Source organism: Sneathiella sp. D3-11 (assembly GCF_055809395.1).
In genome coordinates this window covers 1,985,324-1,998,943 of record NZ_CM147911.1, presented here as the reverse complement: position 1 = coordinate 1,998,943, position 13,620 = coordinate 1,985,324, and the positions used below count along the sequence as shown (strand labels likewise).

Genomic DNA, 13,620 nt, shown 5'->3' with positions numbered 1-13,620 from the left:
GTGCATTCCCTGCACTATAGTAATATCAATCAAAATAACTAAAAGGGCGACAGGGACGTGACTTCTCGACATCTGATATTTTCATTCATGGCAATGGCTTGCGTTTGGACGACCCCCGCCATTGCACAGGATCTGTTCGTCGATTTCGAAAAAGGCAAGGACAGTAACAGTGGTATTACGAAGTCAGCGCCATGGCAGCATGCACCCGGTGATGCGAACGCGGCTTCGAATGCGGGTAGTTATAAACTACGCCCCGGCGACGTCGTCAATTTCAAAGGCGGCGTTGAGTATCTGGGAAGCATCGCAATTCCGGCCGGCGGTTCAGACTCTCAACCCATCACCTATAAGGGTAACGGATGGGGAGAGGGTCGCGCAATCTTAAGCGGCGCCAAGGAGTTGAAAGCGACCTTCACACCCTGCGCCTCCGCCAGCGACTGCCACAACAACCCCAATTGGGAAAAACTGTTCAAATCCAGCTTGGAAGAAGATGTCAATCCCTTCACACCCATGTTCCTCTCTGACCGGCGAGTATGGATTGCGCGTGAACCTAATCAGCCGGACCCATTCTGGTTTGACGATTATGAGCATTACAATGTAGTCGGCGGGGATGTTAATCGCTCTGTCATGGGCGCGGACTATCTCACCCTCGATAACGGTCTCGATAACACGGACGAAAAGAATTGGCAGAACGCGCGGATTGCGGTCTGGATGAAACCCAATCTTGTCTTGCTGACGGAAGTTACCGGAATTGATACGGCATCAAACACGATAAAGTTCAATCCACCCGGCAATGATCCTTACACCGATCGCGAATCATACTATGCCCTGTTCAATCGCCCATCTGACGTCGACCAACCGGGGGAGTATTTTATCGATAATGAAGCGCGCCGGATCGTGATCTGGCCGGAAAACCCGGAGACGATGGAGAACAGCCGCCTCTATATCAACGAATTAGCCGCCGGCTTTAATATCAACGGGAGCAGCAATCTCGTGATAGAAGGGTTTCACATCCGCCACTATTTCGGCGATCATGACGGCTGGGCCAGCGGAACTGCAATTATCAATTCGGATCATCCGGTCCGCAATGTTGTCATTCGCGACAACTATATCGACCATCTCCGCTCTGTTGAGGGAATTGGCGCGATCCAGCTTCACAAGGCACAGGATGTGGTTGTCAGCAACAATACGGTCACCAACAGTCAGAAAAGCTCGGGCATCCGGTTCGGTTTTTCAAAAGACATCATCATTCGCGACAATGTGATTCACAAGATAGGCCGGACGGGAATTCGCCTGATCGAGACAGAAAACATTCAGGTAACCGGCAATACTCTTTCGGACATTCTCGGTGTCCATGGCAACGGCATGTCCGTTTACCTGAAGAACAAGGCGATCCTTGTTGCCGAAAATATGTTCGATAATGTGCCCTTTGCCTTCACCTATCACGGTACAGGGAATATCGAGGAAGCCAACAGCATGTGGCTTCTGAGCAATATTTTCCTGGGGCGCGTTCGCAGCTGGGGCAGCCAGTTCGGATCGATGCATTTTCTACATAATATGATACTGGCGGAAGTGGAGCCCGGCAAATCTATCCAGATTCCCGGCCATGAACCCTCTACCGTCTTCAAAAATAACATTATTGATGGCTTGATCGTCTCACCGGCGCCGGAGGATTGGGTTTTCTCCCATAATATCTATTCCGGGCTGAGCTGGTTGCAATCGTCGAAATATGGCTGGACCCTGGAGCCCGGCGGCGATATCGACGAGGGAATTACGGATGAAATCTGGGGTTTCTTTTCAGAGAAGCAAGCGAACGTCGCGCGCGGACAGGGCGATAATATTTACAAACTGTTGCCCGTGGCCCGGTTTAAGGCCTATGATTTCAGCCACTGGAAAGAGGCGCGCGCCATTGGTCCCCGCGCCATCCCTAGTCCATAAGGCCCGAAACTAAGCGTCCATCATCTGCTCGGCCCAAAGCTCCGCCGTGAGGAGCTGATATATACGGGCAGAATTATCAAGGCGACCTGACTTATGGTCCTTGATCAACTGCTGCACATAGTCGGCGTCGAACCAGCCACGGGACTTCAGCCGTGCCGGGCTTAGGGTGTCCTGTAACAATTCAGACAACTCACCGGAGATCCAACTTCGGATCGGGACAGCGAAGTTTGATTTGGGCCGGTAGATAATTTCCTGCGGCAGATATTTTTCGGCGACTTTTTTCAACAGGTATTTCGATGTGCCGTTCTTGTATTTCATATGCCCAGGCAGGTTCATGCTACTGGCGACAAACTCACGGTCAATAAAGGGCACCCGCACTTCAACCGACTCAGACATGGAGGACCGATCCGTATAGGTGAGGTTTAGTCCGCACATGAAGAGCTTGATATCTGTTTGGCAGAGCTTGTTATAGGGGTCATCCTGATAGGCAGATTCCATGACGCTGTCATGATATTCGGCAAGGGCGCCAAGCTCACTTTCCGCGACATCGGGCATCAGTTGCGACAGAGATTGCTGGTCATACTGCGCGTAGCTTCTGAGGTAGGCCTCATTAGAGGGAAGCTCCGCGAAGGAGAGGAATTTCTTCGCCCAGCGCCCCAAACGAAAGCCCCGACCACCAATCTGAACCGGTAATGCATTGGTCACGGCGCGGACAGGTCCGCGCACAATTTCGGGCAATTTCCGGTATTTCTCCGCCATCAGCCAGGCTTTTTGCCGGCGATATCCAAAATGCATCTCATCCGCGCCCATGCCGGAGAGTAACACCTTAATCCCCATATCTTTCGCTGATTTACAGATCAGCTTGGTATTGAGTGCGGCGGGGTCGCCTATCGGTTCATCCAGGCTGTAAATGACTTTCGGCAGCAATGACATTAGATCGGGGTTGACGACAATCGACTCGTGATCGAACCCTTCTTTCTCGGCGAGCATTTCCGCATATTTCTGGTCATCGGCCATTTGCTCGACACGTTTGTCCGCTTCCGACATGCCAATTGTGAAGGTTTTGAGTTTCCCGAGTTTGCGCCGCGCGATTGTACTGACCAATGACGAATCGAGCCCGCCACTCAAGAAGCTTCCGACTTCAACATCGGACACCAGATGCCGGTCGATGGAACTTTCGAAGCTTTTTGTTAGTTCCTCCACCGCGTCCCGCTCATCAATCGGACCCGCATGATAGTCAGGCAGCTCCCAATAAGTGCTTTCCTTGATATTCCCGTCTGTATCGACAACCAGATATTGCCCCGGCTGCACCTTGTGAACACCTTCGAAAATACAGAAGTGATCCGGCAACCAAAGGAGCTGCATACTAGAGGCAAGGGCCGCAAAGTTTACCTGAAACGACTCGTCAATGATTTTTGCAATGGTTTTAAGTTCGGACGAGAAGCAGAAATTCTTACCCTTCTTAAAGAAAAACATTGGCTTGATACCAAAATGATCACGGGCGAGAAAAAGCTCCTTCTTCTCGCGGTCATAAATCGCAAAAGCAAACATGCCGATGAAATCTTCAAGACATTTCGGTCCCTTCAGGCGGAACAGTTCCAACACCACCTCAGTATCTGACCCGGTTTTGAATTCGACCCCATGTTCCGTCTCAAGTGTCTTTTTGATCTCTTTATAGTTATAGATCTCGCCATTATAGACCATGACATACTGATGTTTCTGCATCGGCTGATCCGATCGCGCGTCGACATCAATGATCGACAAGCGCTGATGGGCGAGCGAGATATTCCCCTCCGACCAGACGTCCTGCGAATCCGGTCCGCGATGCTGCTGGATCACAGACGCGGCGTTCGCATGTTCAACATGGTTCGGGAAATTCAAAAATCCGGCTAAACCGCACATGGCTATAATCCTAAATTCAGCATTTCGCTGAGTAAATTTACGTGTTGGTCCAATATTTATTGGGGTCTATGTGATCAAGTCCACTGAAATAAAACCCCACCATAATCTTCGCGCGAAAAAACCGACACCAGAACAATATCAAAATCGATTTCAGCTTGTCTGCAAAATATGGAAGCTTCCTGTCCTTCAGCGCCCGGATGCTGTGCGGAACGGCGGAAACAGCCGTCGCCACGCAAAGGGCCGGCCATTTAAGCGCGAAGCCCGGTTCTTTCTTCCACATGTTAAACGTCATCGCCGATTGTCGTTTCCATTTCGCCCGCAACTCATCAAGCGTGGCACGGGCGGGATGTTTGGCAATACAATCCCCGCCGAAATGAAACTTCGCGCCAATGGCGTAGGCGCGTTGGCACCAGTCCGTATCCTCGGCAACATCGGCATAAAAAGTACCGACTTCCTCGAATAGCGCACGACTCGTCCACATATTGCCGGTCGCGGCATCGCCCTTCTTGGTATAGCCTTCCTGATCCATGGAGTAGGTAATCTCGAACGCCTCAACACTATTGGGCCGGTCATGCTCCGGATAGATGATGATTTCTCCGGCCATGACGCTGCGTTCGCCTTCGTCCCGCATATGGTTGAGGCCATTTTTCACAAAGTCCGGATCCAGCAGGCAATCACAATCAGTAAAGGCTAGGAATTTTCCCTTGGCAATCGCCGCGCCAGCATTTCGGGCGGGTCCAGCACCGCGAGCTGTTTCAACCACGAGGGAGACAGTCAGGTTATAGGCGTCCAGCCCTACGACCGCTTCTTTCGAGTTGTTATCACACACAATAACCTCGAACCTGCTCTTGTCATAGGTCTGCGCTTCCAGCGTCGCCAGACATTCTGCCAGGCCAGCCGGATCATTATAATGCGGTATAACGATGCTTAGCTCGAGTTCTTCCATTGCGATCTAAATCCCCTTCAAAGCAAACTTAAATCATCTCGAGTTAATTTTTATTAAAAAGCGCGCCAGTTATGGGTCTGATTTTCATTCAGTTATAACGGCTTAGGCATATCGGAAGATTGTTGCGCAGTTTGGATGGTCCCTTGCGGCATTTCAGGTGGCGCAGCCGCCGGCCGGCCGGTCCGCGCCGGAACCTCATTCCAGGCAACACCGGCACTAACCAGCATGCCTAGCAGAATATTTGTCAGGATCAATGGCTGTTCGAACAGGCCGACCGACATACTGGACACATCCAGCGCGATGAGGGCGGAAATCAGGAAGAAAATCAGTTTCCGGCGATACGGGTCCTTCGACGTCTTTCTGGTTTTCGCGCCATAGCGCACCGCATTGACATGCGAGAACACATACATCAGGAAGGCCGGAATACCGCCATTGACCGCCACAATCACGAAATGATTGACCAAGTCGATATGACGCCGCCCGTCGAGCAGGCCACCCCAGTAATTAATGTCTATCCCGCTGGAACCAAAAATCCAATAGTCGCGCCACTGTTCCACCGCGACCTCCAGCAGGCGAGTACGGTACCACGCCGTTGTGGAGTTAAGCGCAAGATAGTCGATGAGATTGTAAAAATGCCGGTTCGACGCAAGCTCCAAAAATATGGCAAAAGCCAGCATCACATAGAGTGTCGGCTTAATCAGGCTCGGGCGGAGAATATACAAATTGCAGAATATCAGCGTGACAATGGCAAGCCAAGGGCCGCTAGACATGGAGGCCAACCCACCAACCGCCGCAAAAAGGGCGGTAAAGGTGCTCATTTTTCGAACCCGCGGATTGGCGCGTATTGCCCAAGCGATCCCGGCGATTAGCATCATCGCCATGCCATAATAAATATGAACGGAGGTACTTACCTTCGCACGCATCATACCAAGACGGAATTCCGGCTCTTTCGCAATCCAGACCCAGGTCCGGTAAGAATCCAGACCAACGTAGGGTGATGTAGTCGTATAGGATTCCTGCCAGCCCATTACGCACATGAAGGCGGCGATCCCAAAGAGCGGCAGCGCAAGGCCGCCCGCATCCTGAATAGAGCGAATGCCGAGCCGGGCGACAAAATACATCAGGACGGTATCAAATCCGTAGCCAATCATCTCGATCGTTTTGTCAGATTCCGCCCCGGCCATCATTGTTGCAAGAACCGTCCATGCCCAGAGGAAAAAGACCAAATAATCGACCGAGCAGACATTTATTTTTGCGTTTCGGCCCTGAATAATGAACCGGACCAGCAGCGCGAGGGCAATCAACCGAGGGGCAGACATATCCGCCGGACCAATTGGCACACGGAGATATTCCGGCCATATCATCATGGAAATGATAAGAACGCCAATCGCCGCGCCCGGTCGCACCGAAAGTGCAAGCAGGCCCAGAGCGACTGCAACAAAGGCGGTTACACCGACCATTATCCCTTATCCTTTGCTGGAGGAGTCCAGCTTTCCACATCAATCCGCTTGTTCAGGCGTTTTCTGAATATCCTGAGGACTGTCCCAGTAATCGATTGTCTCTTTTCGTTCAGGCTTAAATCACTCCACCAGAAGCGTGCCATCTTGAACCCAATATATTTGGGAACCGCGGCGCCGAAAAGACGTAACATAAGCAATCTTGCCCAAACACTTCCTCTTGACCCAAGCAAATTCGGCTGAGATCGCGGAAAAAGCGACAGATCGTGGTTTTCGAGCGTGATATAACCCGCCGCTGCCGCATCTAGAATATATTGCCGTCCTTTTTCAGTTCGCGCAACGATCAGGGATTTACCGGGCTCCCCCTCCTCGATCGGTCGGTACCATGGGTCGCCCACGGCAATATCCGCAAACTCACCCGTATGATCGGGACAGATGTAACATCGCCATTGCCGGTATTTCTGCAAGAACCCCCAGGATTCTGCGTATGTCATCTCGACAGTTTTTTCAGCGCCTGCGTCATCTTCATAAAAGACTTTCCACATGCCAGGCCAGCCATTGCCGCGAAAACGCAGGCTTTTGACCTTTGTCGGATCTGGGATGCCTTCTCTCTTCAACAGTTCCAACGTTCCTTTGGTCGATGGCGTTCCGGCGCAGAAAAAAGCGATTGTTATGCCGATTTTTTTATCAAGCTCAAGGTCCAGTTTGCGGGCTTTCTGAACAGCAGCAACATCACAAGGTTTGCCGATGAATACAGATGGCGCCTCTTCCTTTACTACAAGGTCCAGTCCGTCGCATGGACTCGCCGGGGCATAGCGTGATCCGGTAGAGGCCGCTAACTCAGTTCGACTGTGGCTCAAGGTTGTCTCGTTCAGGTAAGGGACATCCGACCTTGCCTTCGTATGCAGCGCGCCAGAAAATCCTTTTTGCTCAATCCCGAAAACGGCGAGGGTCGTTGCCGCCCCACCACTGGAGCCGCCTTTTCGAATCCCGTCATCCGCAGAAAAACCTTCCCAAACATCAAGGACCGGACCCCATCCATCCAAGAGTTCCTTCTCAATGCCCGACGCATTCTTATTGAAGTCATGTGTCAGATTGGCTCCGGGGCAGGATTGAAGCGCCTTTCCCGTTTCAGGCGCCGCATCTTCGCGCACGAAAGGCCGACGTCCAAGTTCCAGCGCATCGCCCATCTGGAACCTTTCCGGCTCCACAAAGGCGCAAACGCCGCAACCCGTGCAGAGTTGACGGCTGGTAACGTCAGTAATGTTACAGATACTCTTACTCACTACTCAAACCCCTGCGTTTCCGCTTTCCGCCTTTTGCAACACCACTTCCGGTGCCGCATTCTTATCCACGCCATCCATATTCTGGATAAACTGAGATATCCCCTGCTCCGTCACAGGATCGAAGAGGAGATCATTGGCCTTCATAAGGTCGGGAAGGCTGAGGTTCCACCATTCAGATTTTTTTACCAGCTCGGCCACCTCGGGCGTAAAACGGCGGCGGAACTCCTTCGCCGGATTACCGGCAACAATTGAAAAATCATCAACGTCTTTCGTTACCACTGAATTGGCACCGATAATCGCCCCATCGCCGATCCGCTTACAGCCCGGCAGAATAGTCGTGCGACTACCAATCCAAACGTCATTCCCAATGGTGAGAGGGTTGTCCTGATCGAGCGGGATCGTGTCCTGATCCACAATATTGAGATGGCGATTATAAAAGAACGGATGCTGTGTAAGGGTTTCTGCCGGATGATTGCGCCGGAAAACCATCAACTCACTCCCGAAAGAGCAATAAGCACCGATCACCGAACCGGAAGGGAAAACACCCGGATCAAGACACGGACCATAGCTGTAACGCCCAACCTTAACACCGTAATACTGTTTCATGATTTTTCGGCGCGTCTGGGAATAGAATAAATTACCTTCAAAGCGGTCACAGAGGAAGAAACAAATCCGACGTAAAACGCGAGACTTATAGGCACGCAGGATCAGATTTGACCACGGGCTGAGGGACTGGTCGTGTTGAAGTTCCGCCCATCTGATCTTTTCGGCTGAAAATCTGTCCTTCATGTATCCCAATCCATCTTGATAAACAGTCTCATCTTCCTAAACCTGTGCTTCGGTCTGTGTTTGACCGGATTGCTTGAGCCATCTCACAAGATCCAGTGCAGAAAGCATAAACAGGCCCATCGCGACCAGTGTCAGCAAAATCGATCCTCCAATTTCGAAAATCGGGTCCAGACCCGTTGCAAAATTGGCCGATAGAAAAATGGCCAAGACGACAAGTGAAATTGAAACTACGATAGATTTGTAAAGCAAAGATAAATCAATGCCAAATTTTCGCGTGAGCAAGAACAGGAAGAATATAACTGCCAAGGTTTCCCCGATAATACCGCCGATGACAATACCAAGAACCCCCAACCCTGCCATACCGCAACGAGAGCGAAAATCAGCGCAAAACTCCGCACGATATTCGCATAGAGGGGAAGTTTCGTTTTCCCGCAGGAAATGGCAATAATGGTGGGGCCCGCTTTTGCCATACGAATACCCTGCATCAGGGCAAGCCAGGCAATGATCTCGACGCCGCCGACATAGTCGTTTCCGAACAATAGAAGTAAAAATGCCGGGCCTGCAAGCGCCAGCCCAACGCTGATGACGATACCAATCAACAGACAGGCCTGCGTGGTGGCGACAGCGCCCAGTCGCAGCTTTTCTGGATCATCCTGCACCTTGGAGAGCATCGGCATGAAAAACGACTGTGCCGCATTGGCGAAAACCATCGAGGGAAATAAGGTGAGAGTGAAGGCCGCGCTGAACCAGCCGAGATCTTCCATGCTGTAGGCAATACCAACGATACCACGGTCCGCCTGAAAAATACCGAACAACAGGAGCCCATTCAGCATTAACGGCCAGCCGAATGAAAAAATCCTGTTAAGATACTTCCGGTTGAGCTTGGCGGAATATCGCCGCTTTGCAACAAGGAAGGAAAGAACCACAGTGAAGACTGCCTGCACCGTGATGATCCACAACATCACCCGGTAGTCCTTGAAATACAGGGCGAGCGGAGCGGCCAGCGCAACCGCAATAATCTGCGGCACACTCTCTACAAGAACCGACGGACCAAAACTCATTTGACGCTGGAAGCGCGAGGCGTCCATATGCACAAAACCTGTAATTAACGGCAATACGGCCAACCATTGAAACGCCCAGATAAGCTCAGGCAGGTCAAAAAGATGAGCAATCGGGCTTGCTACCGCATACATGATTATGGCCAGCACAACCCCGCGCAGAATATTAAACGCCTGCACCGTTCCCTGGAGTTTTGGCTCGTTCCCGTCAGCCGCCTGAACAATCAGCCGGTCAACACCTAGGCCCGTGGACATTTGCACCAGTGCCATGGTAATGCCAAAGGTCGCTGCGATACCGAAATCTTCCACACTAATCAGCCGCGCGATGATGATATTGCGCGCGAAAGTGCTCAAAGCGCCGACGGCTCCTCCGAATGAGAGAAACAGTCCGCTTCTTAGATGGCCCTTAAGTATCACTTCCCGCGGCCTTTCAAGTTAATTGTTCTTGCTAGCGACAATATCCAGAATGTAATTGGAAATGATCGACATCTGTTCATCAACACGCCGCTTTACTTCGGGAAGTGAATTTTCCAGAGATGCGTGGAGGTCGCCACGCCGCAAAAGCGAGCCTTTCAAGCTCTCTATCACATCCTGGGTATTCAACGTTCGAGGATCAAAAACCTCATCGCCCTGACCGCATGTTTCAAATACGCCTTTAGTCTTGTCACTATAAGCAATGGAGGTGGTAGGAACACCCCGTGAAAGCGCCGCGATTGTCGAATGCATTCGGGTTCCGCAGAACCAGTCCATATTCGAGATCAGCCATTTCACCTGATTCTGATCGAGCGTATCAGGCGAGACAAATACCCTGTCTTTAAATTTGTCCCCAACCCTCATCGCCACTTTTTCGCAGGCTGCATAGTCGGATTCAATATATTGGCGGTCACTCATGACATGAGGGATAAGAACAAGGTTCGCATCAGTTTCCGCAAGCAGCCAATCGCAAAACTCATGAATAATCTCGTTATAATTCGCCTTAAATCCATATTGGGACACGGCTGCATTGGGGTCGTTATATATAAGGCCGCTTACATTCAAACCGACAAGCGGTTTTTCTGGCCGTTTTTCCTGAATCACCTGACGAAGGGGTGGATCAATCATTTCCTCGGCGCTTCGGATCCCTAATGCGAAAGCGAAATCCACGCCGCTTCTATGACGCGCAGGATCAAACTGTTCGCCTAGCATATTTTTAAGTATCTCATAGCTGTTCGGATCGCGCGCCCAAGCCATATCCGCACCCTTGACCGCTTTAATGGCAATCCGGTTGAACTTCGGATCATAGTAAGGGCCGTAGGTTTGCGGCAATAGTATAAGCGGAACGTGCCTTTTCAGGGAAATCAGCTTTGGGCGAACAACGCTCATAAAACGCTTCTCGCCATAGATGTCACTAAAACTGTCGCCACCGGAGATATCAAGGACCACGTCAAAATTGTCGATATCCCGAACGACGGAATTCATCATCCCGCCCAATACGCCCAAATGCGAGAGCGCAGAAATTGCGACAATATTTTCCGGCAGGTAGTAGCGATGCCCGGCGCGAATACCGATATGCTCTACCTCAAACTTATGACCATCGGAAAAATGATGGATCTCGGAACGCTTGCCGAGTTTATTATCAAAGACGGCAAAGTGGGCATTGGGCACCCGTTCCGTTATTCCTTCGACGGTCGACGCGAAAAGAGCGGAGACACCCATATTCGACGTATCCGGCGCCGCCCCGAATAACCCGATTTTTATTCCAGATTTACTATCGGACATTACTTTATACTTACCAATTTTTGTTCACATAACCATCTAGTCCGGTACATATACCGGAAGAACCTTAAACAACTCTTTTGAAAAGGCCGTTAATTCTGCATCCGCCTGTGCCTCCGTCATATTTGCCTTTATCGGCATCGATAACCGGATGAGCGAACCGTCCGTCCGGGCAGAGGAAAGCCCGCCCAACAACAGATTGAACTTCGCCTTATATTCATTCGCGATATACTTACCACGCTGCTTGAACCAGTAATATACCAGCAGCCTGTCCTCGCCATGAGTAACAAGCACCCGGTTGACCGGCACCTCATTCGCGCCATTTTTCAGCGTGATTTCCGACAGATTCTCTATTTTCCAACCGCCGGAGGGAATGCAAACGCGCGGCGAATGCGGTGTGCTTCCGGCAGATTGCCGATCATAGTACCCTATAAACAGGGTTATCGGCAGCACTTCGCCCCCACGGTAATGACCGAGGAAATAATCGCTCATATTGAGGATGGTCTGCTCCACCTTGGGGAGCACGTCTTCCTCGGCCATCATATCATTGATCCTGAGCGGAAAGCTGTTAAACATTTTTCGGTCCGGGATTTCCGGCTCTATTCCCCGGATCATGACGATTGCAGGAGCAAAAGCAGCACAGAGCAGCAACGCACCGACAATCGGCCCGACGCGCACTGATTTTTCCGTTTGTTCCGCCGCAGGAACAGATGCCTTCAGGACACCGCCGCCAAGCGTTGCTTTTTCGTGCTTGTTGAGCGTCAGATAGCAGATTACCATCATAACGGCGAAGGAGAACAGGAAGAAAACCCAGCCTTCAAAGAGATGGAAAAACCCGTCCGAGACTGCCGTATCTGTCCATTCCGCAAAGGCCCCGGTCAGGAATATCCGGATGCTGTTCATAACAATGGAAACAATGCCCGCAATGACTACAAACAGGGCCCGCTTCCAAAGCGGTATGTCGAACAGCATTGCCAGAAGGACACCCAGCCCAATCATCGGATAAAGATATCGCAAGCCTGCACACGCCTCTACAACCGCCAGTTTGATGGTACCCATATCAATGATATTTCCATCCTGATAGACGGAGATACCGGCAAGTCGCAAAAGAGCAACGCTCATATCCGTAGAAAGAAGCTGCAATCCATATGTCAGGTTGGCATTCAGAAAGGCGGGCGGTGGCACCACAAAGGGTAGCAGGATAAGTGACGGCAGCACATAACGGCCATAGGTTACGCCGCCAAACACAACGAAAAGCCCGAGAATCGTCAGAAACAGGCTGAGATGGCGGACATTCTCAATCCCCGCCTTAACCGCCAGAGCATATACCGCCATCGAGATCAGGCAGAAAACAAGCCCAATCCAGTTCCCGCGCGTGTCATGTGAAGAGAGAAGGTCTCGCCGCGCCCAAAGAAGATAAAGCGCAACTGCCAACATCAGGGGGCCGTGACTGAATTCTTCAACATTCATCCAGTCATCCCACAGCAGCAGGCCGTCGGGTATATAGATCAGGAAAACCAAGCACAGAAGAACTGGCAACAACAGTCGTGTTCGGTCAATCCGTTGTAGGGCCAGTTCCATTCATCCTCTCGCTATTCTTCCTTTACTCAATTATCGCGATAGAAATACGACAGGCTACATTGCCGCTGCCGTGGCCATAACTGAGCTCTAGTAATAGTAAGTTTTAGCGATTTCCTCTGATTTATTCAGAACGACGCCCAAGAGGTTACTCGATTGAAGCTGACGACGGCAATCCTTGACTTCGCTGGGCTTAGTTTCCCCGCTGGCCACTACCATTAACACGCAATCAACCTGCGGAATAAAGGCAATGGCATCGTCCGTCGCGTTAAGCGGCGGCAAATCAAAAATACAGATACGCTTCTCATAGCGATCCCGAAGGTCCGCCACCATGGATTTTACCTTGCGTGATGTCAGAATTTCAGTTGAATTCTTAACCGGCCGGCGGTTTGGCAGAACCACAAACCGGGGAATGCCCGGGTTCACCAAGGCATCATTAAACTCGATCTTGCCATCGAGATAATCGGCAAAGCTATTCTCTTTTGGCAACCCCAGATAGGCAGCCACTTGCGGCCGGCGCAAATCAAAATCGACAAGAAGTGCAGTATAGTCCGTTTGCTTGGCAATACTGAGAGCCAGATTGATCGAGACAACCGTTTTACCGCATGCCTGCGTTGGCGACGTTATGGCGAGCGTCCGCCAGTTATTCGCCTCCATCTTCGCCAGAACCTGCGTCCTCAAAATATCAAAGCTGATTGAGTTGGGATCTTCGCTGTCCAAGGTAATGATTCTGTTTTCTTCCAGATGTGCCATATTGAGATCGACAACACGTGTCTGGTTGTAAACGATCGGGCCTTCGACAATCTCCGCGTTGCGTGTCGCCCTCTTCGTGGCGCCTGTACGCTCCGAAAGACCGCCCACCTGCTTTTCTTTGGCCTTGGCAATGGCTTCCTTAATACGTTCCACGTCAGTCC

The 13,620-nt window shown here is 51.1% G+C and carries 10 protein-coding genes; 1 reads left to right on the top strand and 9 read right to left on the bottom strand.

Annotation, left to right across the window (positions count from 1 at the left end):
* Nucleotides 1–57 precede the first annotated feature (57 nt).
* Complete coding sequence (locus AC0L73_RS10225) at nt 58–1,935, top strand: right-handed parallel beta-helix repeat-containing protein (protein ID WP_227948323.1); 1,878 nt, start codon at nt 58–60, stop codon at nt 1,933–1,935.
* A gap of 9 nt (nt 1,936–1,944) precedes the next feature.
* Here AC0L73_RS10225 and asnB read toward each other — a convergent pair whose 3' ends face one another.
* The 9 genes from asnB to AC0L73_RS10180 all read right to left on the bottom strand — a co-directional run bounded on the left by asnB (nt 1,945) and on the right by AC0L73_RS10180 (nt 13,612).
* Entirely contained in the window at nt 1,945–3,837 is a 1,893-nt protein-coding gene (asnB, locus tag AC0L73_RS10220) for an asparagine synthase (glutamine-hydrolyzing) (RefSeq protein WP_227948324.1), read from the bottom strand.
* 37 nt (nt 3,838–3,874) lie between these two features.
* Nucleotides 3,875–4,783 (bottom strand): glycosyltransferase family 2 protein, encoded by a 909-nt coding sequence (locus tag AC0L73_RS10215; RefSeq protein WP_473653682.1) that lies wholly within the window; start codon nt 4,781–4,783, stop codon nt 3,875–3,877.
* 92 nt (nt 4,784–4,875) lie between these two features.
* A complete protein-coding gene (locus AC0L73_RS10210) occupies nt 4,876–6,243 on the bottom strand; it encodes a hypothetical protein (protein WP_227948326.1) in 1,368 nt (455 codons plus the stop codon).
* The gene (locus AC0L73_RS10205; protein WP_473653681.1) at nt 6,243–7,526 is read right to left on the bottom strand and encodes a Coenzyme F420 hydrogenase/dehydrogenase, beta subunit C-terminal domain; all 1,284 of its coding nucleotides are present in this window, start codon (nt 7,524–7,526) and stop codon (nt 6,243–6,245) included. Before AC0L73_RS10205 ends, AC0L73_RS10210 begins: the two co-directional genes overlap by 1 nt.
* A gap of 3 nt (nt 7,527–7,529) precedes the next feature.
* Nucleotides 7,530–8,315 (bottom strand): CatB-related O-acetyltransferase, encoded by a 786-nt coding sequence (locus AC0L73_RS10200; RefSeq protein ID WP_227948328.1) that lies wholly within the window; start codon nt 8,313–8,315, stop codon nt 7,530–7,532.
* 227 nt (nt 8,316–8,542) lie between these two features.
* On the bottom strand, nt 8,543–9,790 hold the full coding sequence (locus AC0L73_RS10195; RefSeq protein ID WP_473653680.1) for an oligosaccharide flippase family protein: 1,248 nt from the start codon (nt 9,788–9,790) through the stop codon (nt 8,543–8,545).
* Nucleotides 9,791–9,808: 18 nt separating this feature from the next.
* Nucleotides 9,809–11,131 (bottom strand): polysaccharide pyruvyl transferase family protein, encoded by a 1,323-nt coding sequence (locus AC0L73_RS10190; RefSeq protein WP_473653679.1) that lies wholly within the window; start codon nt 11,129–11,131, stop codon nt 9,809–9,811.
* 36 nt (nt 11,132–11,167) lie between these two features.
* Nucleotides 11,168–12,709 (bottom strand): VPLPA-CTERM-specific exosortase XrtD, encoded by a 1,542-nt coding sequence (xrtD, locus tag AC0L73_RS10185; RefSeq protein WP_473653678.1) that lies wholly within the window; start codon nt 12,707–12,709, stop codon nt 11,168–11,170.
* An 87-nt stretch (nt 12,710–12,796) separates the two neighbouring features.
* Nucleotides 12,797–13,612, bottom strand: coding sequence for a CpsD/CapB family tyrosine-protein kinase (locus tag AC0L73_RS10180; RefSeq protein WP_227948332.1), 816 nt, complete (start codon nt 13,610–13,612; stop codon nt 12,797–12,799).
* Nucleotides 13,613–13,620: the final 8 nt, after the last annotated feature.